Source organism: Notoacmeibacter sp. MSK16QG-6 (assembly GCF_024158145.1).
Classification (GTDB): Bacteria; Pseudomonadota; Alphaproteobacteria; order Rhizobiales; family Rhizobiaceae; genus Notoacmeibacter.
Window position 1 is genome coordinate 41,857 of sequence record NZ_JAMYXM010000006.1, and the last position, 25,711, is coordinate 67,567.

18 protein-coding genes and 1 tRNA gene are annotated in these 25,711 nt (G+C 57.6%); 12 read left to right on the plus strand and 7 right to left on the minus strand.

Annotated features, from left to right (window positions below):
• The first annotated feature begins 79 nt into the window (after positions 1-79).
• The 3 genes from glmU to NIM86_RS15025 all read left to right on the plus strand — a co-directional run bounded on the left by glmU (position 80) and on the right by NIM86_RS15025 (position 4,141).
• The gene (gene glmU, locus NIM86_RS15015) at positions 80-1,435 is read left to right on the plus strand and encodes a bifunctional UDP-N-acetylglucosamine diphosphorylase/glucosamine-1-phosphate N-acetyltransferase GlmU (protein ID WP_253383322.1); all 1,356 of its coding nucleotides are present in this window, start codon (positions 80-82) and stop codon (positions 1,433-1,435) included.
• 125 nt (positions 1,436-1,560) lie between these two features.
• The gene (gene glmS / locus NIM86_RS15020) at positions 1,561-3,384 is read left to right on the plus strand and encodes a glutamine--fructose-6-phosphate transaminase (isomerizing) (protein WP_253383324.1); all 1,824 of its coding nucleotides are present in this window, start codon (positions 1,561-1,563) and stop codon (positions 3,382-3,384) included.
• A gap of 76 nt (positions 3,385-3,460) precedes the next feature.
• Positions 3,461-4,141, plus strand: coding sequence for a DUF502 domain-containing protein (locus NIM86_RS15025; RefSeq protein WP_253383326.1), 681 nt, complete (start codon positions 3,461-3,463; stop codon positions 4,139-4,141).
• A gap of 4 nt (positions 4,142-4,145) precedes the next feature.
• Here NIM86_RS15025 and recG read toward each other — a convergent pair whose 3' ends face one another.
• Entirely contained in the window at positions 4,146-6,263 is a 2,118-nt protein-coding gene (gene recG / locus NIM86_RS15030) for an ATP-dependent DNA helicase RecG (RefSeq protein ID WP_253383327.1), read from the minus strand.
• Between the two features lie 135 nt (positions 6,264-6,398).
• On the opposite strand from recG, the gene NIM86_RS15035 reads away from it, so the two are divergent.
• Both NIM86_RS15035 and mfd read left to right on the plus strand, forming a co-directional pair.
• Positions 6,399-6,689, plus strand: a complete 291-nt coding sequence (locus tag NIM86_RS15035) for a succinate dehydrogenase assembly factor 2 (protein ID WP_253383328.1) — start codon at positions 6,399-6,401, stop codon at positions 6,687-6,689.
• Between the two features lie 4 nt (positions 6,690-6,693).
• A complete protein-coding gene (gene mfd / locus NIM86_RS15040) occupies positions 6,694-10,194 on the plus strand; it encodes a transcription-repair coupling factor (RefSeq protein ID WP_253383329.1) in 3,501 nt (1,166 codons plus the stop codon).
• Between the two features lie 27 nt (positions 10,195-10,221).
• Here mfd and NIM86_RS15045 read toward each other — a convergent pair whose 3' ends face one another.
• Both NIM86_RS15045 and NIM86_RS15050 read right to left on the minus strand, forming a co-directional pair.
• Complete coding sequence (locus NIM86_RS15045) at positions 10,222-10,905, minus strand: DsbA family oxidoreductase (protein WP_253383330.1); 684 nt, start codon at positions 10,903-10,905, stop codon at positions 10,222-10,224.
• 17 nt (positions 10,906-10,922) lie between these two features.
• Positions 10,923-12,803, minus strand: coding sequence for an extracellular solute-binding protein (locus NIM86_RS15050; protein WP_371872914.1), 1,881 nt, complete (start codon positions 12,801-12,803; stop codon positions 10,923-10,925).
• A 181-nt stretch (positions 12,804-12,984) separates the two neighbouring features.
• Between NIM86_RS15050 and NIM86_RS15055 the strand changes: the two genes are divergently transcribed.
• On the plus strand, positions 12,985-13,620 hold the full coding sequence (locus NIM86_RS15055) for an invasion associated locus B family protein (RefSeq protein WP_253383332.1): 636 nt from the start codon (positions 12,985-12,987) through the stop codon (positions 13,618-13,620).
• Positions 13,621-13,697: 77 nt separating this feature from the next.
• On the opposite strand, the gene hspQ is transcribed toward NIM86_RS15055, so the two are convergent.
• On the minus strand, positions 13,698-14,027 hold the full coding sequence (hspQ, locus tag NIM86_RS15060; protein WP_253383333.1) for a heat shock protein HspQ: 330 nt from the start codon (positions 14,025-14,027) through the stop codon (positions 13,698-13,700).
• A gap of 176 nt (positions 14,028-14,203) precedes the next feature.
• On the opposite strand from hspQ, the gene NIM86_RS15065 reads away from it, so the two are divergent.
• Entirely contained in the window at positions 14,204-15,163 is a 960-nt protein-coding gene (locus NIM86_RS15065) for an AEC family transporter (protein ID WP_253383334.1), read from the plus strand.
• Here NIM86_RS15065 and NIM86_RS15070 read toward each other — a convergent pair.
• Positions 15,092-16,363, minus strand: coding sequence for a UbiH/UbiF family hydroxylase (locus NIM86_RS15070; protein ID WP_253383335.1), 1,272 nt, complete (start codon positions 16,361-16,363; stop codon positions 15,092-15,094). The two genes, NIM86_RS15065 and NIM86_RS15070, sit on opposite strands and share 72 nt — an antisense overlap.
• Before the next feature lie 117 nt (positions 16,364-16,480).
• On the opposite strand from NIM86_RS15070, the gene NIM86_RS15075 reads away from it, so the two are divergent.
• On the plus strand, positions 16,481-17,455 hold the full coding sequence (locus NIM86_RS15075) for a quinone oxidoreductase (RefSeq protein ID WP_371872915.1): 975 nt from the start codon (positions 16,481-16,483) through the stop codon (positions 17,453-17,455).
• Between the two features lie 12 nt (positions 17,456-17,467).
• Here the strand turns inward: NIM86_RS15075 and NIM86_RS15080 are convergent, their stop codons facing one another.
• Positions 17,468-17,941 carry an Lrp/AsnC family transcriptional regulator gene (locus NIM86_RS15080; RefSeq protein WP_253383336.1) on the minus strand — a complete coding sequence of 158 codons (474 nt, stop codon included), beginning with the start codon at positions 17,939-17,941 and terminating at the stop codon, positions 17,468-17,470.
• 97 nt (positions 17,942-18,038) lie between these two features.
• Between NIM86_RS15080 and putA the strand changes: the two genes are divergently transcribed.
• Both putA and NIM86_RS15090 read left to right on the plus strand, forming a co-directional pair.
• The gene (putA, locus tag NIM86_RS15085) at positions 18,039-21,488 is read left to right on the plus strand and encodes a bifunctional proline dehydrogenase/L-glutamate gamma-semialdehyde dehydrogenase PutA (protein ID WP_253383337.1); all 3,450 of its coding nucleotides are present in this window, start codon (positions 18,039-18,041) and stop codon (positions 21,486-21,488) included.
• Positions 21,489-21,705: 217 nt separating this feature from the next.
• Positions 21,706-22,920 (plus strand): hypothetical protein, encoded by a 1,215-nt coding sequence (locus NIM86_RS15090; RefSeq protein ID WP_253383338.1) that lies wholly within the window; start codon positions 21,706-21,708, stop codon positions 22,918-22,920.
• A gap of 336 nt (positions 22,921-23,256) precedes the next feature.
• On the opposite strand, the gene NIM86_RS15095 is transcribed toward NIM86_RS15090, so the two are convergent.
• Positions 23,257-23,346: transfer RNA gene (locus NIM86_RS15095), tRNA-Ser, on the minus strand.
• Positions 23,347-23,507: 161 nt separating this feature from the next.
• Between NIM86_RS15095 and NIM86_RS17220 the strand changes: the two genes are divergently transcribed.
• Positions 23,508-24,524 (plus strand): septal ring lytic transglycosylase RlpA family protein, encoded by a 1,017-nt coding sequence (locus NIM86_RS17220; RefSeq protein ID WP_305884467.1) that lies wholly within the window; start codon positions 23,508-23,510, stop codon positions 24,522-24,524.
• Positions 24,521-25,705: a D-alanyl-D-alanine carboxypeptidase family protein gene (locus NIM86_RS15105; protein WP_253383339.1), complete on the plus strand. Its 1,185-nt coding sequence runs from the start codon at positions 24,521-24,523 to the stop codon at positions 25,703-25,705. The genes NIM86_RS17220 and NIM86_RS15105 overlap by 4 nt, the downstream gene beginning before the upstream one ends.
• Positions 25,706-25,711: the final 6 nt, after the last annotated feature.

Sequence of the window (25,711 nt, forward strand, 5' to 3'; positions counted from 1 at the left end):
GGCGGAGGCTTTTGATAAACGGCCATAACCGGCGACGCCGCCGGTGCCCGGCCGATTCTCACAATATCAAGAGTCTTTCATGACCGAACGCAGCTGTCTTTCGATTGTCCTTGCCGCTGGCGAGGGCACACGCATGAAAAGCGACCGGTCAAAGGTTCTTCATGAGATTGCCGGCCTGCCGCTTGCGGCGCATGTGGTGCGAGCGGCTGCCGCGGCGGGAAGCGACCGCGTGGCGCTTGTGGTCGGACGCGATGCCGAGACGGTGGAAGCCGTCGCTACGCCCCATGCTGCAAAGGTCACTACCTATCTGCAACAAGAACGGCTGGGTACGGCTCACGCGGTATTGGCAGCATCCGAGGCTATCAAGGACGGCGCGGACGACATTCTGGTCCTTTTCGGCGACACGCCTTTGGTTCGTCCCGAAGATCTGGCAACGGCACGTCATGCGCTGGCTGAGGGCGCATGCGTTGCGGTCATGGGCTTCTACACCGAAAATCCCTTCGGATATGGCCGTTTAATAGAAGAAGACGGTCAACTCATCGATATTCGGGAGGAGAAGGACGCATCCTTCCTCGAAAAGCAAATCCAGTTCTGCAACGGCGGATTGATGGCCATCGCCGGCGAGCATGCACTGGAACTCCTTCATGGCATTGGCAATGAGAACGCCAAGGGCGAGTACTACCTCACCGATATCGTGGCTCTCGCACGTGCAAAGGGCCATAAGGTGGTCGCCCGAGAAATCGCATTCGAATCCGTTCTCGGCGTGAATAACAGGGTCGAACTGGCCGAAGCGGAGGCCATCTGGCAGCGTCGGACCCGGCACCGGATGATGGTCGACGGTGTAACGCTTATGCAGCCCGCAAGCGTTCATTTTTCCTGGGATACCGTTATCGGTCAGGATACGCTCGTCGAACCGAATGTCGTGTTCGGCCCGTCGGTCTCGGTTGGCGGCGGGGTCACCATCCGGGCTTTCAGTCATATCGAGGGCGCCAAAATCGCCGACAACGCAGAGGTTGGGCCGTTTGCCAGGCTTCGCCCCGGTGCGGAACTGGCTCAGAATTCCAAGGTCGGCAATTTCTGCGAGGTCAAGAAAGCTAGCATAGGTGAAGGCGCGAAGGTCAACCATCTGACCTATATCGGCGATGCTGAAATAGGAGCGCGGAGCAATATCGGCGCCGGCACCGTGACCTGCAACTATGACGGCTATTCCAAGCATCGAACGACAATCGGCGAGGATGTCTTTGTCGGCACTCACACATCGTTGATCGCGCCGATTGAGGTCGGATCGGGCGCTTATGTCGCGACGGGATCGGTACTGACACTGAACGTTCCAGCCGATGCCCTTGCTATTGCCCGAGGCCGTCAGGTCAACATGGATGGACGGGCCAAAGTGCTTCGTCAGAGCCTGGAGGCTCAAAAGCGACAAAAGTCATGAAGACGGGTTCGCGGCATAATAATCGCACCGGTTTTGTGACGCATTACCATAACGATACGCAATTTTATTTCGCCTGATGCGGCTCGCCTGATAGGCGACGACATCGGGCAAGTTTGAGAGGCGCTATGTGCGGCATTGTTGGAATTATCGGTAAACGGCCAGTGGCGCCGCTTCTCGTCGATGCGTTGAAGCGGCTGGAATACAGGGGCTACGATTCCGCCGGTGTCGCGACCCTGGAAGATGGCCACCTAGGGCGGCGGCGCGCCGAAGGAAAGCTTTCCAATCTCGAATCGAAGCTGAACGAAAAGCCGCTGGCCGGCAATATCGGTATCGGCCACACGCGCTGGGCGACACATGGCGTGCCCAACGAGACCAATGCGCATCCTCATTTTTCCGCAAAGATCGCCATCGTCCATAACGGGATCATCGAAAATTTTGCAGAGCTGCGGAGTGAGTTGCAGGCGGCAGGTTATGAATTCGCATCCCAGACCGATACGGAGGTGGTCGCCCATCTTGTTTCCTCTCTCATCGAAGCCGGTCGCGAGCCGAAAGATGCCGCGCATGAGGCGATAGGCCGGCTGCGAGGCGCATTCGCAATCGCGATGCTGTTTGAGGGGGAAGAGGATTTATTGGTCGCGGCGCGCAACGGGCCGCCGCTCGCTATCGGCCATGGCGACGGTGAAATGTATCTGGGTTCTGACGCCATCGCGCTTTCGCCCTTTACCGATTCCGTCACTTACCTCGAGGATGGCGACTGGGCGGTAATCCATGCCGGCGGTGCCGAAATCTTCGACGCGGAAGGGCAGGCGGTTGCGCGGCAGGCGCAGAAAAGCTCGACCGGCGCAATCGTTGTTGACCGCGGAAACTACCGCCACTTCATGCAGAAAGAGATTTTGGAGCAGCCCGAAGTCGTTTCCCATACGCTTGCCTACTATCTCGATCTCGCCAATGACGCACCGAGACATTTGGATTCGGAGATCGATTTTGCCTCGATCCGCCGCCTTTCCATCAGCGCTTGCGGAACCGCCTATTACGCGGGATTAATCGGAAAATACTGGTTTGAGCGCTATGCCCGCCTTCCGGTCGACATCGATATCGCGTCCGAATTTCGTTATCGGGAGATGCCGCTGGACGAAGGCGATGCCGCGCTTTTCATTTCACAATCCGGCGAAACGGCCGATACGCTGGCCTCACTGCGCTACTGCAAAGGCGAGGGGCTAAAAATAGGCGCTGTCGTCAATGTCCGAGAGTCAACGATCGCACGCGAATCCGACACCGTATTCCCTATTCTTGCGGGACCGGAAATCGGCGTCGCCTCCACAAAAGCATTCACTTGCCAATTGGCGTCGCTCGCTTCGCTGACGATCCACGCAGCCAAGGCACGAGGCACACTGTCCGACGAGGCCATTGGAGAGATGGTCCACGATCTGATGGAGCTGCCGCGGCTCATGACGGCGGCCCTGAAGGTTGAAAAAGACATCGTCGATCTTTCGCGTGATCTCGCCCACGCTTCCGATGTTCTATATCTCGGTCGGGACACGGCCTTTCCGCTGGCGATGGAAGGTGCATTAAAACTCAAGGAAATCAGTTATATCCATGCAGAAGGATATGCTGCCGGCGAGCTAAAACATGGGCCGATCGCTCTGATCGACGAAGACTTGCCGGTGATCGTGATCGCCCCGTTCGATGCGGTCTACGAGAAAACCGTCTCCAATATGCAGGAAGTCGCGGCGCGCGGCGGAAAGATCATTTTGATAACCGACGCGAAAGGCGCGGCCGCGTCCAGCGTCGACACGTTGAAGACCATTGTCATGCCTGACGTGCCGAGCTTCATCGCGCCGATTATCTACGCGTTGCCGATTCAGCTTCTTGCCTATCACACTGCCGTTTTTATGGGCACCGATGTCGATCAGCCGAGAAATCTGGCAAAAAGTGTGACCGTGGAGTAGCGGACACTGGAAGGTTAAGCAGAACCATCCTAAATTCTGCGCTGCACCACAGTTAAGAGGCCTGTTGGCAGACCCTATGAGCCGGCTCCGCACCTATTTCCTGACAGGTTTCATCGTGTTGGCGCCGATAGCGATCACCGCTTGGATAGCACTCGGCTTTATTGAATGGGTCGATGGGCTTATCAAACCGCTCATACCGAGCGTCTATAATCCAGATACCTATCTACCGTTTCCGGTCCCCGGCATCGGTTTGATACTTGCGCTTATCGGCATCACGCTGATCGGTTTTCTCACCGCAAACTTCGTCGGCAAGGCGATTCTTCGCTTCGGTGAGCACCTCGTCAGCCGAATGCCGCTGGTCCGTAATATCTACAAGGCGCTGAAACAGATTCTCGAAACGGTATTGAGCGAAAAAACCAATTCGTTTCAGCAGGCAGCGCTCATCGAATATCCGAGACCCGGCATGTGGGCGCTTTGCTTCGTTTCGACCGAAGCTCGCGGCGAGGTACAGCAGGTGACAGGCGGGCCGGAAGGTTCGCTGGCGGTCTTCGTACCGACGACGCCAAACCCGACCTCCGGCTTTCTGCTGTTTGTACCGCATGAAGACGTCCACATTCTCAATATGTCGGTGGAGGATGCTGCCAAGCTGATTATTTCCGGCGGTCTTGTTTCGCCCGAGGAAATGGAAACGACACGGGCGATCGAAGCGCTGGCGGATCTTTCGGACAAGCCCCGCTCTGATGCAGATGCGGCGTAACCCACTAGCCTGCGCGGAGAAGCCGCACCGCTTCGTCCCGGTCGAATAAATAGAGCAGAATTCGCAGAGCTTCGCCGCGCGGCCCGGCCAGGTCCGGATCGGTGGCGAGGATCAAGCGGGCTTCCTGCCGGGCTTCGGCCAGAAGGTCGGCGTGAACATCGAGCCGGGCGACACGGAAGCCGGGCGTTCCGGACTGTTTGGTGCCCAGAAGGTCGCCTTCTCCACGTAGCCGCAGATCTTCTTCGGCGATCCGGAAACCGTCTTCGGTCTCTCGCATCACTTTCAGCCGTGCTTCAGCAATCTCGTTCAGCGGTCCGCGAAACAGTAGCACACAAGACGAGGCATCGGCTCCTCGGCCGACACGGCCGCGCAACTGATGCAGTTGTGAAAGGCCGAAACGCTCTGCATGCTCGATCACGATGATGGAAGCGTCCGGCACGTCGACGCCCACTTCTATCACCGTCGTGCCGACCAGCAGTCGGGTTTGCCCGGCCTTGAACGCCGCCATGGCGGCGTCTTTCTCCGGTCCACTCATCCGCCCATGGATGAGACCGACGCGGTCTGCGCCCAGTTGCTGGCCGAGCCAGGCATGACGCTCCGCCGCGCTGACGAGATCGCTCTGCTCCGATTCCTCGACCAGAGGGCAGATCCAGTAGACCTTGCGACCGTCCGCGATGGCCTTTTCCAGGCGTGCGGCCAATTCGGATAGACGCTCGATGGGAAGGCTGGCTGTCTGAATGGGCTGGCGGCCAGCCGGCTTCTCGGTCAGTCGCGACACGTCCATATCCCCGAAGGCCGTCAAAACGAGCGTCCGCGGAATGGGCGTGGCCGTCATGACCAGGAGGTCGGGGTTCAGGCCCTTGGCAGACAGGGCAAGACGCTGGTGGACACCGAAGCGATGCTGTTCGTCCACGACCGCAAAGCCGAGATCATGAAAGGTGACCCCCTGCTGAAAGAGGGCATGCGTACCAACGCATATATCGATCGAACCGTCGGCCAGACCGTCCAGCACCGGTTGCCGAACGCCAGTGCCGTCACGTCCTGTCAGGATAGCAACCTTAAGCCCGGCCGCTTCTGCTATGGGCCTGATCGTCGAAAAATGCTGGCGCGCCAGAATTTCCGTTGGCGCCATAAGAACCGATTGCGCACCTGCGTCGGCTACGTGCGCCATAGCCATCAGGGCAACCACTGTTTTGCCGCTTCCCACGTCGCCCTGGAGAAGTCGTAGCATCTTTTCCGGTTCACCGAGATCCTTCGCGATTTCCGCGATCGACACGCGCTGTCCTTCCGTCAGTTGGAAGGGTAGGGCTGCTTCGATAGCTCGAGGACCGGCTCCGTCGCTTGAGAATGCCCGTCCGCCGCGCCGCCGAAGCCGCGCACGGACCAGCGCGATGGCGAGTTGACCGGCCAACAACTCGTCTCTGGCAAGACGCCGCCATGCCCGACTATCCGGCAAAACATCGTCTGGCTCCTGCGGATCGTGAAGTCGTTCGAGAGCCGACTGAAAGGTCGGGGGCGGTCGGGAGGCGTCGTCGCGATTTACAGATGGGTCACGCCATTCTGGAAGGTTCGGTATCCGCTCCAACGCGCTATCTATGGCCTTGCGAAGCGTTTTGGGTGCCAAGCCCGCCGTGCCGGGATAGACGGTCTCTATAGGCGGCAATCCACCGGCTTCCTCTCTCGCCATAGCATCGGGATGAACCATCGAAGCGCGGCCATTGAACCAGTCCAACGTCCCCGAAACCATTACGATTTCGCCTTCGGGCAATTGCTTCGTCAGCCACTCGCCATGGGCGCGGAAAAATGTCAGCGCGATCTCGCCTGTCTCATCCTGACAAAAAACGCGGTATGGCGCGTTTCGCGCGGCTCGCGGCGCCGGCTGGTGCCGGTCGACCCGAAGACGAAGTGTAGCGATGGTGCCGGGGATGGCGTCGGCGATTGTCGTAACGTCGCGGCGGTCGATGACACGGGTCGGCATGCAGAACAGCAGATCCACGATCCGCGCCGTATTTTCCATGCCGGCAGTTGGCACGATCCGGGCAATTGCATCCGCGACTTTTGGGCCAACGCCGGGCAGGCTGGTGACAGGAGCGAAGAGCGGATCGAGAAGGGAAGGGCGCATCGACGCAATATAGACGGTGCGCGAACGGGCGAAAGCAGCAGACGGTTTTAATTGGGGACATTCGGCACCCTCCAATGGCTGACAGAACGGCCTGCCCGGCCTATATGGCTGTCTTCGATTCAAGAGGTCCGGACAATGAGTGGCACCCAGATCAGCAGCGCGTCCATTGATGATCCGCGGCGCAAGAAACTTCTTTTCAGAGCCTGGCATCGCGGCATGCGGGAAATGGACCTTATTCTCGGACCTTTTGCCGACGAGCGCATTGCTGATTTTAATGACGAAACGCTCGATCAGTTCGAAGCGCTGATGAGCGAGAACGATCAGGATCTTTACCGCTGGGTGTTGGGAGAAAAAGCCATTCCACCGCAATGGGACGGGCCTTTATTGGCGTCCATTATCGTCCATCGCCGCCAGAGCATCGGCTGACTGCATGACAATCCTATCCAATATTCAGTTGCCGGCCGGGACCGCACCCGTCATCGCTGATGGCGTATCGGATGACTACGAGCCCTTTGCGCTAACACGTCTGATTGCCGCCGCAGGAAAGCGGCCGATCCTTTTCATTGCAAGGGATGGCAACCGGCTGCCGGATTTCGAGAACACGCTGAGGTTTGCTGCTCCGAAAACGCGTATCGTCACACTGCCGGCATGGGACTGTTTGCCTTATGACCGCGTTTCGCCGGGTGCCGATGCGGCCGCCCGTCGACTGGACGCACTCGGAGCCCTCACCAATCTTGCCCAGGGCGGCGAGTCGGCCATTATTCTGGCATCCGCCAACGCGGTGCTGCAGCGCTTCCCGCCGAGCTCGGTTCTGGCCGAACAGATTTTTCATGCCCGGCCCGGCGCAACTCTCGAAATGGACACGCTTGTTCGCCGTTTGGAAGCGGATGGGTTCGAGCGCGTCGCCACTGTGCGCGAAGTCGGCGAATATGCGGTTCGAGGCGGCATCCTGGATCTTTTCGTTCCGGGCGCTAAAGAACCCGTCCGCCTAGACTTCTTCGGTGATGAACTGGAAACGGTTCGGAGCTTCGATCCTGCTACTCAGCGAACGTCGAAGCAACTCGACCGGTTCACCATGCAGCCTGTCTCTGAAGTGACGCTGACATCGGATGCGATCGCCCGTTTCAGGCGCGGCTATATCGAGGCGTTTGGCGCGCCGAGACGCGACGATGTCCTCTATCAGTCGATCTCCGAAGGCCGCCGCTTTGCCGGTATGGAGCATTGGCTGCCACTATTTTACGAGGGAATGGACACGGTCTTCGATCTTCTGCCGGAGGCGATGGTGGTCTTCGACCATCTGGCGGCGGAAGCGCTAGAGGAACGCGAAAAGCAGATCGTCGATCATTTCGAAAGCCGAAAGAACAGCGGCGCGGAGACGGCTGGCCAGTCCGCTCCCTATCATCCGCTTCCGCCCGGCCGTCTCTATATGACGCTTACCGAGGTCGAGGAGCGCTGTTCTGCGCGCGAGAGGATTGATCTCACGCCTTTCGATCAGCCTTTCACGGAAGGCCGCCGCATTGCGCACGGCGGTGCGAGACGCGGCCGCAACTTTGCTGAGGAGCGCGCCCAGCCGGACACCAACGTTTTCGATGCCGCCGTGAAGCATCTTGCTACGCTACGCGGTCAGTCGAAGCGGTTGATCGTCGCGGCCTGGTCGGATGGCTCGCTCGACCGCTTGTCCGGCATTTTGGCTGAGCACGGGCTGGGCGGGACAAAGCCTGTTGCCAGTCTTGAAGCGGCGATGAGGCTTGAAGGGCAGACCATCGGGTTGGCCGTTCTGCCCATCGAGAACGGTTTCGAAAGCGACGATCTGTCGATCGTAGCGGAACAGGACCTTCTTGGCGATCGGCTCGTTCGCCGCAGCCGGCGAAAGGGCAAGGCGGCGGATTTCATTTCTGAACTATCGTCGCTTTCGACGGGCGATCTGGTTGTGCACTCCGAACACGGCATTGGACGCTTCGTCGGACTGAAAACAATCGAAGCCGCCGGCGCCCCGCATGATTGCCTCGAATTACACTATGCGAGCGATGGCAGGCTGTTCCTGCCGGTCGAGAATATCGAGCTTTTGTCGCGTTACGGCGGTGAGGGAACCGATGCGGCGCTGGATCGGTTGGGCGGCGGAGCATGGCAGGCGCGCAAGGCCAAGCTCAAGAAGCGCCTTTTGGACATGGCCGACAAACTGATCCGTATCGCCGCGGAACGCGAAATGAAGTCAGCGCCACGTCTCACCCCGCCAGAGGGTATCTACGGTGAATTTGCCGCTCGCTTTCCTTACGAGGAAACCGAGGATCAGCAGATGGCTATCGATGCCGTGCTGGACGATCTGTCATCCGGGCGCGCCATGGACCGTCTGATCTGCGGCGATGTCGGTTTCGGCAAGACCGAAGTGGCGCTGCGTGGTGCTTTTGCTGCTGTCATGGAGGGATTTCAGGTCGCTGTCGTCGTGCCGACAACATTGCTTGCCCGTCAGCACTTTCGAACTTTCAGCCAGCGTTTTGCCGGCCTTCCCGTCACCGTGCGCCAAGCCAGTCGTCTTGTGGGTGGAAAGGAACTGGCGGCGACAAAAAAAGGCCTGACGGACGGCAATGTCGATATCGTTGTCGGCACGCACGCATTGCTTGGCTCCAGCGTAAAATTCAAGCGGCTTGGTCTCCTGATTATCGATGAAGAGCAGCATTTCGGTGTCAAACATAAAGAACGGCTCAAGGAGCTGCGTTCGGACGTGCATGTATTGACGCTATCGGCGACCCCGATCCCACGCACCCTGCAACTGGCGCTTTCGGGCGTCCGCGAACTGTCGCTTATTACCACAGCGCCTGTGGACCGGATGGCCGTTCGTACCTTCATATCGCCTTTCGACGCGATGGTGGTTCGCGAGACGCTGCTTCGCGAGCGTTATCGCGGCGGCCAGAGCTTCTATGTCGTTCCGCGAATTTCCGACCTCGGCGAGGTCAAGCAGTTTCTCGATGAACACGTGCCCGAGTTGAAAGTCGCGGTTGCCCATGGGCAGATGCCGCCGACGGAACTCGACGATGTCATGAACGCTTTCTATGATGGCCAGTACGATGTTCTGCTATCGACCACCATCGTCGAAAGCGGCCTCGATGTGCCCACGGCGAACACGCTCGTGGTGCACCGGGCTGACATGTTCGGCCTGGCCCAGCTTTACCAGATCCGGGGCCGCGTCGGCCGTTCCAAGCAGCGGGCCTACGCACTACTGACGCTGCCGGTCCGAAAGAAGCTCACAGTGCAAGCCGAACGCCGGCTGAAAGTTCTGCAGAGCCTTGATACCCTGGGCGCGGGTTTTCAGTTAGCCAGCCACGATCTCGACCTGCGCGGCGCGGGCAATCTGCTCGGCGAAGAGCAGTCTGGCCATATCCGTGAGGTCGGCTACGAACTTTATCAGCAGATGCTGGAAGAGGCTGTCGCTGAAATCAGAGGCGAGGAAGACGCCGGGTCTGGCAGTTGGTCGCCGCAGATCACCATCGGCACGGCGGTCCTCATACCAGAGGGTTATGTCCCGGACCTCAATCTGCGTCTCAGCCTTTATCGTCGTCTGGCTGAACTGACAGAGCCGCAGGATATTGACGGTTTCGGCGCTGAACTGATCGACCGCTTCGGCCCTCTACCTGATGAGGTGCAGCATCTGTTAAAGGTCGTGTATATCAAGGCGCTCTGCCGCAAGGCCAATGTCGAAAAGCTCGAAGCCGGCCCCAAAGGCGTGGTAATCTCCTTCCGTAATCAGGAGTTCGCAAACCCTGCGGCGTTGGTTCAGCATATCGGTCGGCAGGGAGCCATGGCCAAACTGCGCCCCGATCAGTCGATCGTGTTTGTACGCGATCTACCCACACCGGAGAAACGCTTGTCCGGTAGTGCTGTCATCATGGCGCAACTGGCCAAGATGGCCGAAGGCGATGCGGAAGCGGCCTGATCCGGGCGAAGTAAAATCAGGCGAGGGTCAGAACTGACCTTCTGCCTTCGCCCCGGCGACCTGCCGAAGGGCATCTGCCAAGACGTCAGGCGTTTGAGCGCCCGGAAGACCATATCGCTGTTCGATCAGGGTGAAAGGCACGCCCTGCACGCCCATCTCATTGGCCTGTGCGATCTCTTCACGGACGAGATCCTTGTCGGCGTCGCCGGCAAGAAGCTGAAGAACGATTGCCTTGTCCATACCAGCGTCCTTCGCAGCTTCAGCGAGCGTCTCGTGATCGGACAAATCGCCTCCCTCTTCGAAGAAGAGAACGAAAAGCCTTTCGACGAGCCGGTGCTGGACCGCGAGATCCTCCGTACCTGCCCAGTGCAGAACCCTATGAGCGTCTAGCGTGTTGGGTGAGCGGTCGATTTTCGCGAAGGCAAAATCGATGCCGACGGATTGACCTTCTTTGCGAACCACTTCGTTGAGTTGGTCGAGCCGCTTCTGACTGCCGAACTTTTTTAGCATGTAGGACCGTCTCTCCACGCCTTCTGGCGGGATCGTAGAGTCGAGTTGGAAAGGCCGCCAGCGAATTGCCAGCGGTATTTCCGGGAGGGACTGCCGCGCCGCTTCCAAACGTCGAAAGTGGATGTAGCACCACGGACAGACGACGTCGGAGACAACGTCCAGCAAAAGCGGATTGGTGGAGCTGGGAAAGCTCTGGCTCAAATCATCTTCCTAACGGGCTATTGTTTCGCTGCGCTCTGCCGCCACCATGTCGGCAACTGAAAACCGTAAAGCGCTGTCTTCTGCGGGTAGGCGAGATCGGCATCGTGCGCGACACGCTGTTCGCTCATGAAATAGAACGGGACCACGTAAAAGCCAGACAGGAGGACGCGGTCGTAAGCATGAACCGCCGCCCGAAACTCCTCCTGCGTTTTAGCCGCCAGCATGGCGTCGATCATGGCGTCGACGGCGGGATCCTTTGCGCCGGCGAAGTTGAACGACCCTTCAGCATCTGCCGCAACCGACGACCAACGACCGATCTGCTCGGCGCCCGGAGATAGTGACGACGAATAGAAATGGATAAGCGCATCATAATCGAAGCGCTTGCGCCGCTCGAAATACTGAGCCGTGTCCACCTTTCGCAAATTGAGCCGGATACCTAGGAGCGCCAGTGTTTTCTGCCACGAAAGCGCGATCATCTCGCCATCGCTGCCATCGATCATCAATTCGAAAGAGAGCGGCTCGCCGGTCGGGCCAACCAACTGCCGGCCCTCCAGCTTGTATCCGGCATCCTCAAAGAGGCTAAGAGCGTTGCGGACGAAGTCTCGATCCCGTCCCGTGCCATCGGATGATGGGGGCGTCCACTGTCCAGCCAGAATCTCGGGAAGAAGCTGATCGGAATAAGGCGCCAATAGCGCCTTTTCTGCTTCGCTCGCGGGCGCTTCCTGTGAGTTCAGAACGGAATTGTCGAAATAGCTTCCGATCCGCACATAGGCATTGTCGAAAATATTGCGGTTGATCCAATCGAAGTCGAAGAGATTGACGATGGCCCGCCGCACTTTCGGGTCATCGAACGGTGGCCGCCTCGTATTGAAGACGATACCGCGCATACCGGATGGCAAGGCGGATTCAAAAGTCGATTTCTTCACATCGCCCGAAATCGCCCTGGGAAAATCATATCGCTTGGCCCACCGCGCGGGATCGGAGTTGGCGAACGGGCTCTGTTCGATCTGAATGTCGATTTCACCCTTCTTGAAGGATTCGAACCGGGCCGTTTGATCGCGATAATAGACGATCTGGATTTGATCGTAATTATCGAAGCCTTTTTTGGACGGAATGTCCTTGCCCCAATAATCGGGGTTCCTGGTCAGAGTCACACGCTCGCCGGGCCGAACCTCGCTGAGCGTATACGGCCCAGTGCCGATGATCGGCTCAAGGGTCGATTTGTCGAAGTTTTCCGGATCGATCGCATGCTCGGGAAGAACCGGCATCATGGCGATGATGAGCGGCAATTCGCGGTCGCGTAATTCCGGATCGAGCGTGAAACGAACGCCGCGTTCGCCGGCCCTTTCCATCTTGGAAATCTTGTCGCGCAAGCGCTTGTATCGCGGATTGGCTTTTTCCGCGAGGAGGTCGAACGTGAACATCACGTCTTCGGGCCGCACCGGCTTGCCGTCCGAAAAAGCGGCTCGTGGATCGATCTGGAACTCAACGAAGCTGCGCTCGGCATCCGTCTCGACCGATTCGGCGATGAGCGGGTACAGCGTGAACGGCTCGTCGTAAGATCGCGCCATCAAAGGCTCGAACACGTTCATGCCGACTTCCAGATCGTTCAGTCCCCTTACGCCATCTCCCTGAATGATGAAGGGATTGACGGAATTGAAGGTTCCGGGAAGGCCATATGTGACCTTGCCGCCTTTCGGCGCATCGGGATTGGCGTAAGGGAAATGATCGAAGTCCGCCGGCAATGCGGGTTCGCCATGCATGGCGATAGCATGAGAAGGCTCGGCAAAAACAGGACTGGAAACCAGCGTTACGCAGATGGCTGCAGCCATGGAGATGCCCGTCCACGCGGTGGTCGAAACAGGAAAAAGCTTGCGCATTCTATGGAGTTTGATCATGGAAACCTTGCCAGCAGGGGATTCGATTGTTGCCAAAATATCAGCCTATCGCCACGGCACAAATTGGGCGGCGAAACGTCATTCTATCGCCCAATTTGATCGGGAAACACGGACGATACCGATTTGTCGCTACGTGAGGCGGCGAGTGAACCGTCGGTTTTGATTTTCAGAGGGATATAACATGACAGCACTGAATAACACCGCGCGGTGTCTCGTGCTTGCCGCCGGCATGCTCGGACTTCCGGCCATCGCGATGGCGCAGGACGCTCCGAAGGCGCCGGGTCCGAACCAGTGGACGAAGCTTTGCCAGGACAAGGCCGATCAAAAGAGCTGCCAGACCCAGTTTGTGCAGATCGCATCGGGAAGCGGCCAGCTGGTGACCGCGGTTTATGTCGAAGAACTGACAAAAGGCTCCGAGACCAAGCGCGGCATTCGCGTTGTTCTTCCGCCGGAGCGTGTTCTGTCTGCCGGCGTCGGCCTTCAGGTTGACAGCGGTCAGATGGAAAAGCTGGACTTCACGATCTGTCCGCTTCGTCCTTCGCCTATGTGCATCGCCCAGGCGCCGATCACGGAAAAGCAGATCAATGCCTTCCGTAAGGGCGGGAAGCTGACGATCATCTCGCTTAATCCGATGGGTCAGAAGACTCCCGTCTCGGTGACGTTGAGCGGTTTTGCTTCCGCGCATGACGGTGATCCGATCGACGCCTCGACTTTGGCCGCTCAGCAGAGCGCTCAGAGCGAAGAACTGAAGAAGAAGCGGGAGGAATGGGTCAAGAAGTTCCGCGAGAAACAGCAGGACTCCGGCCAGTCCAACTGATCCGATCCCGATCGCCGAAACGAAGACGGAGCCGTTCAGGCTCCGTTTTTTTAATTCAAGTTCGAATGCGCACCTTCTCAGTTCAACGGAATATCCTTGGGCAGGAACCGGCCATCGCTGTTGACTTCGAAATAGTCTGCGATCTGCGGATTTCGTAAAGGCAGTCCGCTATCGTCGGCCAGAAGGTTCTGTTCCGAAACGTAAGCGACATATTCCGTCTCGTCGTTTTCAGCGAATAGATGGTAGAAGGGCTGGTCGCGGGACGGCCGAATGGCCTCCGGGATGGCTTCATACCATTCCTCGGTATTGTCGAAGACGGGATCGACATCGAAAATAACACCGCGAAAAGGGAAAATGCGGTGTTTGACGATCTGCCCGATATGAAAACGTGCGTCTTTCTGCACCAACGAACCTTTCAAATCCAAGTGGAGTATTTGGTGCAGTGCGAAGCCTTTTGCAATGCTTCCAACTGACTGGGCCATCTGCCAGCCCTTGCCACACAGCGGTCTTCTGGTGCAGTGCAGTCTATCGCAGGCGCGCCTGTCCGCGCTTCCAACTTTCTTCAACGATCAACCGATAATCCATGGCCGATATCTTCGCTCTCGTTCTGCCGTTCTTCGGCCTGATCGTTCTTGGCTACGGCGCAGGCAAAATCGTCCGCCAGCCCGTCGAAGCATTGGGCTGGATGAACATTTTCATCATCTACATCGCTTTGCCCGCGCTCTTCTTTCAGCTTCTGTCAAAGACCCCGATCGAAAAGCTGACCGAATGGAGCTACATCGTTGGCTCCTCGGCGAGCACCTATCTGATTTTTGCTCTGATGTTTGCGTTCTCGTTGCTGCGCTATCGCGCGATGCCCCGCGCCACTATCACCGCCCTTGCAGCAGCCTATGGCAATATCGGCTATATGGGACCGGGACTGGCGCTATTGGCCTTTGGAGCAAGCGCGGCCGTTCCAGTGGCGCTTATCTTTGCTTTCGAGAACGCCCTGCATTTTGCTGTCGTGCCTGCTCTCATGGCGCTGTCCGGAACAGTCGATCGTTCGCCCGGAGCGCTCGTATTGGATGTCGCCAAGCGTATTCTGCTTCACCCTTTTATCCTTGCCACAATCGTCGGCGTCGGGGCGGCGGCGCTGGAATTCACGCCACCAGTCGCTGTGGAGCGCCTGCTTGACTATCTCGCCAACGCCGCTGCCCCATGCGCCTTGTTCGTCATGGGTGTCACTCTGGCGTTGCGTCCCTTGCGTCGGGTACCAGTCGAACTGTCGCTGATCGTACCGCTCAAATTGATCGTACATCCGCTTCTCTGTTGGATCATCTTGAGTGCGGTCGGCAATTTCGATCCGGTCTGGATCCAGTCCGCCATCCTCCTGGCGGCGCTTCCGACAGCGACAAACGTGTTCGTTCTGGCGCAGCAATACGAGGTTTGGGCCGAACGGGCCTCGGCCAGCGTCCTGGTGACGACAGCTACATCAATAGTGACGGTAACGGCGATCCTGTGGCTTATGCGGGCGGGGGCGGTACCGGTCGACCTGTTCCCGTAATGCGTCGCGCACCTCGCGTCTGATCGCTTTGAAGCCGCTGCCAGGCGACATGCCTTCACGCATGAAAAAGTCGCGTAAAGGACCGACACGCCGAAGCGCGTCGAGGCCGACGGCGCGGGCCATCTGCGCTGGAAGCATGTCAGATAGAAGCGAACGGTTGAGCGAACGGACCGCGGCGGAACGCATCATGATGTCCGATCGCCGGGTGCGATTATAAGCCTCGATAATGTCGGATGCTCCCGGATCTGCGGGCGGTTGTGGCACCAGTGCAGTCAGATCGGCGATATCGCGTACTGCAAGATTGAGTCCCTGCGCACCGATAGGCGGAAAGACATGAGCGGCCTCTCCAACCAGCACGATCCGCCTGTCGCCGAAGCGCGGCGGTAGTGCCGTACTGAGTGGAAAGGCGGCGCGCGGACCCGCAACCGAAACCTTTCCAAGCATGGATTGCATCCGCTCTTCAATGATGTGGCCGAGCTGTTCGTCATCGGTTTGCAAGAGCCTTTCGGCTCGATGAGGCGGAACCACCCAGACAAGACTGGACCGGCGCGGATCGGGAAGGGGTACCTGAGTGAATGGACCGCTTTCGGTATGAATTTCGGTCGAGACGTTGTCGTGAGGAAATTCGTGTTCGAAACAAAGCACGAAGGCCGATTGCGGCAATGGAGCGGGCATATGAGAAATCCCGGCTGCGATGCGTGCCCTGGATTGCCGTCCGTCAGCTCCGATCACAAGGTTGCAAACCAGACGCTCGCCATTATCCAGCCGGACACGGACCCCTGTTTCCGCAGGTGAATAGCTCTCCACCTTCGCAACGATCCTTTGGATCGTAGGCTGTTCGGAAATAGCTTCGTCAAGCAGGCGGTTCAGTTCCGCATTTGGAATGTTGAAGCCAAAGGCCGGTTCCTGAATATCTGAAGCATGAAAGGCAACGGCGGGACTGCGGATCAGCCGTGTCGTTCCGTCGACGATGCGCATCACTCTCAACGGCGCGCCCGCGTTTTCGATGGCATGCCGCATCCCGATCTTTTCAAGAACCGCAAGGCTCGGTTGCATCAGAGCAGTGGTTCGTGGGTCGGCATGATCGACTGCAGGTCCAACGAGACGGACCGAATGACCCGTATGCGCCAGACAAAGCGAAGCGATAAGACCGGCTGGACCGGTTCCGATAACGGCGATGCGATCGTGCGAATCCATCATGGCGCCTTTCATGCAAAGAACCCTTTGTCCATATGGTGCGCAGCGGCCAACCGCAAACCGGTTTCTTGAAGGCCGTTCCAATGGCGCTAGCTGCTCCCGAAAAGAGGGAGTAACGCCGTGAGCAATCATGCCATCGTCGTCGAACAAACCGGCGGGCTGGACGCCATGTCATGGAAAGAGGTCGAGACGTTGGAGCCCGGCTCCGGCGAAATCCGCATCCGCCATCATGCGATAGGTCTGAATTTCATCGATACCTATTTTCGAAGCGGTCTCTATCCTGCGACGACGCCCTTCACACCCGGCAATGAAGGCGCTGGCGAAGTCATAGCCGTGGCAGACGACGTGACGCGCTTTCGTGTTGGCGACCGCGTCGCTTATACGATCGGTCTCGGCGGTTACGCGGAAGAACGGAATTTGCCCGCCGACCGCGCCGTCGCTATCCCCGACGGCGTTTCGTACGAACTCGCTGCAGTCGCTATGCTCAAGGGCTTAACGGCGCGCTACCTGCTTTGTGAAACATATAAAGTCACGAAAGACGACACGATCCTGTTTCATGCCGCATCCGGCGGTGTCGGACTGATTGCCGGCCAGATCGCCCGTCATATCGGCGCACGCGTGATCGGGACCGCATCGAAGGGCAAACACGATCTCGCAAAAGCGCACGGCTACGACGAACTGATCGACTACAATAATGAGGACTTTGTCCAACGCGTGAAGACCTTGACGGACGGCACTCTGTGTGACGCTGTCTATGATAGCGTGGGTCGAACCACTCTCATGAAATCGCTCGACTGCCTTCGCCCACGCGGTTTTCTTGTCAGTTTTGGCCAGTCTTCCGGCAAGGTTGAGCCGTTCGATCTGGGCCTTCTGTCCCAGAAGGGTTCGCTCTATGTCACTCGGCCTACGCTTTACCATTACATAGCGGATCGGCAGTCATTGGATGAAGCCGCTTCCCAGATGTTCGGGTGGCTCGCCGACGGCACGGTTAAAATCGAAATCGGCCAGCGCTTCGCTTTGAAAGATGCGGCTGAAGCGCATCGGGCGCTCGAAGCACGCGAGACAAAGGGCGCATCGATCCTGTTGCCAGACTGATCATTCGGATTTTCAGAAGCGGCTTTTTACCGCCTCCATCGCGACGTAACTGGAGCTGGATGACACATGAGGCAGGGCGGAAATACACTCGCCTAAAACCGACCGGAACGATTGAATGTCCTTCGTCCGGACTTTTAAAAGATAATCATAACCACCTGCGATCATGTGACATTCTTCGATTTCAGGAATGTCCCTGACCGCATCGTTGAAGGCTTGAAGAGCCTTTTGACGTGTATCGGCCAGCCGGATCTCGACGAAGCAGATGTGCCCCAGCCCCAGCTTCTGCCATGACAGGCCAACATGGTAACCGGTAATGACGCCGATTTCTTCCAGTCGTTTTACACGGCTGGATACGGGCGTCTTGGATAGGCCGACGCGCTTGGCCAGTTCCGTCATGCTGAGACGGGCGTCCTTCGACAGCTCTTTCAGAATCGTCCGGTCAATCCGGTCTAGATCGACTGTACCGTTCGGCTCGGTATCCCGCATTTTTTGTCCACTCCGCCTGCTATCTCGATCATTTTAGACGCATCGCCTGGGATGAACAGGCTATCCTTGCCGTTGAAAATTCTCTGAGGAACGGTCCATGGCAAAGAAAACGGTCCATCTTTCCGATATCGAGGCGATGAAATTCGCACCTGAAACGGCATTGATCGAAGACCTCTGTGCATATGTCGATCTGGCGGGGACCGATCGCGAGGCTATCAGGAGCCACGCGACGGAACTGGTTTCAAAGATAAGGAAAGATGGCCGTCCGGGCCTGATGGAGATCTTCCTGGCCGAGTACGGGCTGTCCACTGACGAAGGCATTGCCTTGATGTGCCTTGCAGAGGCGCTGCTTCGCGTGCCGGATGTGCAGACAATCGAAGATCTCATCGAGGATAAGATCGCTCCATCGGACTGGGGGCGTCATCTGGGCAAATCCGCATCCAGCCTCGTTAATGCCTCCACCTGGGCTTTGCTGATCACCGGCCGTGTGCTCGAGGACCGTGGTCCCGGTATTGCAAGCCATCTCCGAGGTGCGGTCAAACGTCTCGGCGAGCCCGTCATCCGAACGGCCGTCGCACGCGCCATGAAGGAGATGGGGCATCAATTCGTGCTCGGCGAAACTATCGAGAAAGCGTTAGACCGTGCCCGGATTGCTGAGGAGAAGGGCTACACCTACTCATACGATATGCTTGGCGAAGCGGCGATGACCGATGAAGACGCGCAAAGCTACCGTCGCAGCTATGAGCGCGCCATAGACGCTATCGCAAAACGATGCGTCCACAAAGACTTCCGGCGTAATCCTGGCATATCGATTAAACTTTCAGCGCTCCACCCCCGATATGAAGTAGCGCATTCCGACAGGGTGATGGTCGAACTGGTTCCGGTCGTCACGGCACTGGCCCGCAAGGCCGCTTCAGCAAATATGAATTTGAATATCGACGCCGAAGAAGCCGACAGGCTGGAACTGTCGCTTAAGGTCATTGAGGCTGTTCTGGCAGATCAGGCCTTGGCAGGATGGGACGGATTTGGCGTCGTTGTCCAGGCCTATGGTCGCCGCGCGGGAATTACCATCGACTGGCTTCATCAACTCGTTGAGGCACTCGATCGTAAAATCACGGTCCGGCTGGTCAAAGGCGCCTACTGGGACACGGAAGTCAAACGCGCGCAGGTCGCAGGATTGGAAGACTTTCCAGTCTTTACCCGCAAAGCATCGACCGATGTCAGCTATCTCGCCAACTCACAAAAATTGCTTCGGATGCGAGGCCGCATTTATCCGCAATTCGCCACCCATAACGCGCACACCATAGCGGCCATCCTGCGAATGACGCAAAACATCGAAAAAGACAGTTTCGAGTTTCAGCGCCTGCACGGAATGGGAGACCGGCTTCACCACATCGTCAAGCAGGAAGACAAAACGAGGTGCCGCGTCTACGCGCCCGTCGGCGCTTATCGTGATCTTCTGGCCTATCTTGTGCGGCGATTGCTCGAAAACGGCGCGAACTCATCCTTCGTGAACCAGATTGTTGACGAACGTATCGCGCCCGAAGACGTGGCGTCTTGTCCATTCGAGGAGTTGAAGGAAGCAGGCTCCATCCCGAACCCTCATATAAGGCGCGGCCCGGAACTGTTTCTGCCGGAACGGGCCAACTCCGCCGGTTTCGACATCAACACCCAAATGGGTCTGGATGGGATCGACGATGCAAGAGGGACTCGAGACATCGCGGATGCCGAACCAATTATTGCCGGTGACACTCGATCGGTCAGGATGGCGGATCGGCGCAATCCAGCAACCGGCGAGGTGATCGGTTCAGTCACCGAAGCCAGCCTTGAAGATGTCGAAACAGCCTTGGCGGCGGCGCGGCCCTGGCAGGCATCGGTGGACGAGCGGGCCGCGATCCTGAAGCGCGCTTCCGAGCTTTACGAACGAGATTTTGGAACGATCTTCGCAATCCTTCAGAGAGAGGCCGGCAAGACGGTTCTCGACGCCATTGGAGAACTACGCGAGGCGGTGGATTTTCTTCTCTATTATGCAGCGAGGGCAGGAGAGGTGGGCCATCCCGCCCGAGGCCGTTTCGTTTGTATCAGCCCGTGGAATTTCCCTCTTGCCATCTTTACCGGCCAGATCGCGGCCGCGCTCGCGACCGGTAATGGCGTTCTGGCCAAACCAGCCGAACAGACACCGCTGATCGCCGCGCACGCTGTCCGGCTGCTTCACGAAGCCGGTGTGCCACGCCACGCGCTTCAGCTGCTGCCGGGCGAGGGAGCACTGATTGGAGCTGCGCTGACGTCCGATAGCAGAGTGGACGGCGTCGCTTTCACAGGCTCGACCGAGACAGCGCTTGCGATCCGGAAAGCGATGGCCGACCATTTGGCGCCCGGCGCGCCCCTCATCGCCGAAACGGGTGGACTGAACGCCATGATCGTCGACAGTACCGCGCTGCCAGAGCAGGCGGTTCGTGACATTGTTGCATCGGCGTTTCAGTCGGCCGGGCAGCGCTGCTCGGCGCTTCGCTGCCTTTATCTGCAAGAAGATATCGGCGAAAACTTGCTGGAAATGCTGAAGGGCGCGATGGACGAACTTGTTATCGGCGATCCTTGGTCCTTCGCAACAGATATCGGTCCGCTCATCGATAAGGCCGCTCGCGACGAAATTCAGGCCTATGTCGACAAAGCCGGAAAGGATGGACGGCTTATCAAGCAGTGTCCCGCTTCAGCAGAGGGCGCTTTCGTGGGGCCGGCCCTCATCAGAATTGGCGGCATTGCCGAGATGCAACGTGAGATCTTCGGTCCGGTGCTACACGTCTGTACCTATGCTGCGGACGAAATTGATGACGTCGTCGACGCCATCAATGCCACTGGCTACGGACTGACGTTCGGATTGCACACCCGCATCGATGGCCGTGTTCAGGCAGTGACGGACCGCATCGAGGTTGGAAACGCCTATGTGAACCGCAACCAGATCGGCGCGATCGTCGGCAGTCAGCCTTTTGGTGGCGAGGGGTTGTCGGGCACCGGGCCAAAAGCTGGCGGTCCGAACTATCTGGCGAGATTCACGAAAATTAATGCGCCGCTCACGACCGACAGTTGGGAGGCCGCAATGGAAAAAGACCGCCTCGACGCTGCAATAATGAATCAAGGTCACCGAACACTGATCGGCGTGGTCGATCTGCCCGGCCCAACGGGAGAAAGCAATCGCCTGAGCTATGTCACCCGCCCTCCCATCCTCTGTCTTGGCCCCGGCAGGAGAGCAGTTGACGAGCAGGCACAGGCAATTTCCGCTCTTGGCGGACTCTCAGTGAGGGTCGATGGCGATGTCGAACCGTCCGTCCTTACGAAGATCGATGGCATATCCGGCGCTGTCTGGTGGGGCGGTGAGCAGCATGGTCGTCTTTACGCACGAGCGCTGGCGAAGAGGTCGGGACCGATAGTGCCATTGATCAGCGAAATGCCCGATTTCGGCCACGTGACCTATGAACGCCATCTTTGTATCGACACGACGGCGGCGGGCGGCAACGCACAGCTTTTGGCCGAAACCGAAGGAATATAAGGTTGTTACCGCCTTGCCGGGTGAGCACGCTGGCGGATGGGGTGTCCGCCAATAATGACATATAGAGCATTGATTTTATTAAATTCTGATCACCAAAAAGATCCTTGGGGTCACCTTCGGGATCACCTGCCGATCATTGAGGTTCATCATCAGACGCGATGATGCTTACGCGTGACGTGGCGCGAATTTAATTGAGTTACCCGCCTGCCTGCGTGACTTGAAAGGTTTACGATCAACGGATATTTTTCGAGAACAAACAGAAAACAAATGTCCGATTTCCTGTGATGCTCAGTGGCATGTGGCAATTTACCGGTTGGTTGGAATCAAACGCGCTCCGCAGATCGCCGGACAACAGGAACAGGGTGACTCCACCGATTTCGAAATATGTGTTGTATTACTGCCGGTTTATCGGGCTGGAGAATGTGTATTGGCGACAGAAGAATACGAAATGAGCAAGCATGAGTTCTCAGTTGCCTATGATGGGGAGACCCGGCACGACGATCATTCGATTGACGTGGAAACGTTGGCGCCTGCTCTGATGGCCTTCGGTCAATTGATTCGTGAAGCAAACACGCAAGTGAATGGAAAATCTGCCGTTGCCAAAGTGATGGTCGTTTCTGATTTCGAGCACAAATGTTTCAATATCAATTTTGAAGTTGTGCTGAGTTTCATTGAGCAAATTCGCACACTGATTGGAACCGAGACTGCTAAAGACGCTAAAGAAATATTGGAATGGGTGGGTCTGATCGGAAGTGGCGGAGGCCTTTCTTTTCTTGGCTTCCTCAAATGGCGAAATGGCCGAAAAATTGTTGAAGCTCGGGAATATGTCGATGAGGACAACACGGGTCGGGTGGAGGTTCGCGTAGAAGGTGATGGAAATACCGTACATGTTCATCCTGCCGTATTTAATCTGTCGCAAAGTCAAAAGGCTTTAAAGGCGGCGAGAGACGCGTTGGCGCCCGTGGGACAGGACGGCTTTGACCGTTTGGAAGTAAGAGAAAACGACGATCCGAAGGAAGTTGTGACCAAACAGGAGGCGGACGCGATAATCGCGTCTTGTAATGCTGGCATTGGAGACGCCGTAGATAAGGAGCCGGACATCGATGTTACTCCGGCATGGCTAACGGTTTATAGCCCGGTATATGAGGCCGATGCCAAGCAGTGGCGTTTCCGTATGGGAAAAGAAGTCATATACGCCGATATATCAGAAACTAATATCGCCGAAGAAGCAATCGAACGCGGCGGAGCTATGGTCGAAGATTCGTATCAAGTCCGTCTTGAGATTACGACCCCTCTCGGTCAGGACGGGAAGCAAAAGAAATCACATTATAAGGTGCTCGAAGTTCTACGTTTTGCTCCTGCTCCGCCAATCAGCAGACAGGCAGACATCTTTGATAGTCCTGAAGAAGATTATGAAACAGATAATGAATAGCCAGATTCATGGAAAACGGCGGCAAGCTGAAGCCCGCCGCCGCAACGTTTGTTTTTAAGGTCGGTCAGTTTAGCACCGGCTCTATGATCCAGTTTTCGCGCTTCAAAACGTAGCCGGTTCCGATGAGCCGTCGTACAAAATACTCGCGCCGGACCAGCGCGTATCCAACCGGGACCACTTTGGGTTCGCTGTTGTAAATTTCGCCTGGGCGGGCCGGCAGTTCAATGGGGTAATCCGCGAACGATACTGCACGAAACAAGTAGCGACGAGAAGAAACGAAAACCCTATGAATTCCAAGGTTTCCGCCGCTTGGAGGCCTTGCCGAGCAACGGCTTCTGGCGGATGGGGTGGGATTCGAACCCACGGTACGGTCTCCCGCACGCCGGTTTTCAAGACCGGTGCCTTAAACCGCTCGGCCACCCATCCGTCGATGCAGCGCTTCATAGGGCGCGATGCCGATTGCCGCAAGCGTGATCGATTAGCCACAGCCTTGCCACTTGAGCGCCGCATTCTGGCGGCAAACCGGAATCATGACTATGAGGGGGTTCCGGCAAATTGCCGGCGCTGCGATTGCGAGGGGCTTAACAATGGATCGCCTGTCTGGCCTTGGAACGGCAACGGCCCTGATTTTTGCTAGCGGCGTGCTTGTTGCCTGCACCTCGACGCCCCAGGCCTCCAAATCGTTTTCGCTACCGGACAACAACGCCGCTAGTGCTTCCCAGAAACCAGACCAGTCCGGTGACGGCGATGAGTCGGGCGCAGAAAAAATGGCTCTTCTCGAAGACAAAGAGGGTGAGGCCGGCTCGGCTCTACCGCTTGAGCAGGCATTTGCCTCGCCGGTTGCGCCAGCGCTGGAAAAACGAACGCGGCTCCGTCGCGGTGGCGGCAGTTACAAAATAGGCAAGCCGTATAAGATCAAGGGCCGGCTTTATGTTCCGAAAGACGAGCCGGGCTATACGCGCATTGGCCGTGCGTCCTGGTATGGACCTGGTTTTGACGGGCGAATGACGGCCAATGGCGAAGTATTCGATCAGGATGCCCTGACAGCCGCTCACACGACCTTGCCTCTGCCCAGCTATGCGCGTGTAACGAATATGAGAAACGGCCGCTCGGTGGTCGTGCGCGTCAACGATCGTGGTCCCTACGCGCACGATCGCGTAGCGGATCTCTCCAAGAAAGCGGCTGTGATGCTGGGCTTTCACCGCGCGGGCCATACCGAAATCAAACTGGAATATCTCGGCAAGGCACCTCTTGGCGGCGTCGATAATCAGAAACTGTTGGCGAGCTATAGCGAGGACGGCGCCAAGCCCGCCCGTTTGCCTGGCGCGTCGATAGCCGTTGCGATGGCCGATCAGGTACGGGACGGTGTAGAAGCAGTTGGCGCGGGGGTCGCGACACTTCACAAAGGTGCAGCGAAGCTGCTGCCGGGCAGCGAACAGGAAAAAGAGAGCAAGACCGCTCCCCAACATCGAGAACGACCCGTCAGCCGCGAGCGTTTCGGCCATGAAACCGCGGCTCATCCGCTTGGCTATATGGCGATACCGTCTTGGACACCGCAAAACATTTTCGCACGCATTCTTTCGACATCGTCAGAGAATCGATGATCTATCGAATATTTGGCGGATCGGTCTTGGCGCTCTGCCTTTTGTCGGCCGATCGGATTGTTTTGGCTGAGCCAATAGAGACGGCCGCCAAACAGGTTCTGCTATTGGATGAGGCGGATGGCACCGTCCTGTTGTCGAGCAACATTCATCAGAAGGTCGAGCCTGCTTCGTTGACCAAGCTCATGACCGCTGAAGTGCTTCTGTCGGAACTAAAGGCCGGCAGGGTTCTCGAAGACACTATTTTTACGGTGTCTGAAAATGCCTGGCGAACCGGCGGTGCGCCGAGCGGTTCCGTCGCAATGTTCCTGAAGCCGAAGGAAGAAGTGCCGGTTATCGATCTACTGCGCGGCATCGTGGTGCAAAGCGGTAACGATGCGGCCATCACCATCGCGGAAAATCTCGAAGGGTCGGAGGGAAAATTTGCCGAGCGCATGAACCGTCGCGCAGCGGAACTGGGTCTTTCCGATTCCAGCTTTCGCAACGCATCTGGCTTAAGCGATCCGGAGCAGGTTGTCTCAATGGCCGATCTTGTGACGCTTGCCCGGCATATTCATCGGACCTACCCGAAATATTGGCCCATCTTCGCCGAACCGGCCTTTGAATGGAATAAGGTTTTCCAGCGCAATCGTAATCCGGCATTGTCGCCGCGCATCGGCGGCGACGGCCTGAAGACCGGGCAAAATGAATCGCTCGGGTTCGGTGTTGTCGCCACTAAGGCGGCGGGAGACCGGCGCGTCTTTCTTGCAATGGGTGGGCTGACGAGCCGTGACGAGAGGTTTCAGGAGACAAGAAAGCTTCTCGATTGGGCGCTGGAAGATTTTGCGCGCAGGCCGCTTTATAGCGCCGGCGATATCGTGGAGACCGTTCCGGTTTATGGCGGCACGAGCGAAACGGTTGCGCTGAAATTGGCCAAGACATTCAAACCGCTTATCCCGATAGACGGGCAGGGCGTGACCGCTCAGATCGAGTATTCGGGACCGATAGCTGCCCCGGTTGTACGCGGTGATGAAATCGCCAGGCTCGTGGTTCGGGTCAATGACCGCCAGACGGTCAGCGTGCCTCTTTTGGCGGCCGCCAATGTGCCGAGCAAGGGGTTGTTCACTCGCGCAGCCGACGCGCTGGGCGAACTGGCTTTTGGCTGGCTCCGTAACGTTAAATTGCCATGGACAACAGCATCCTGATCAAGA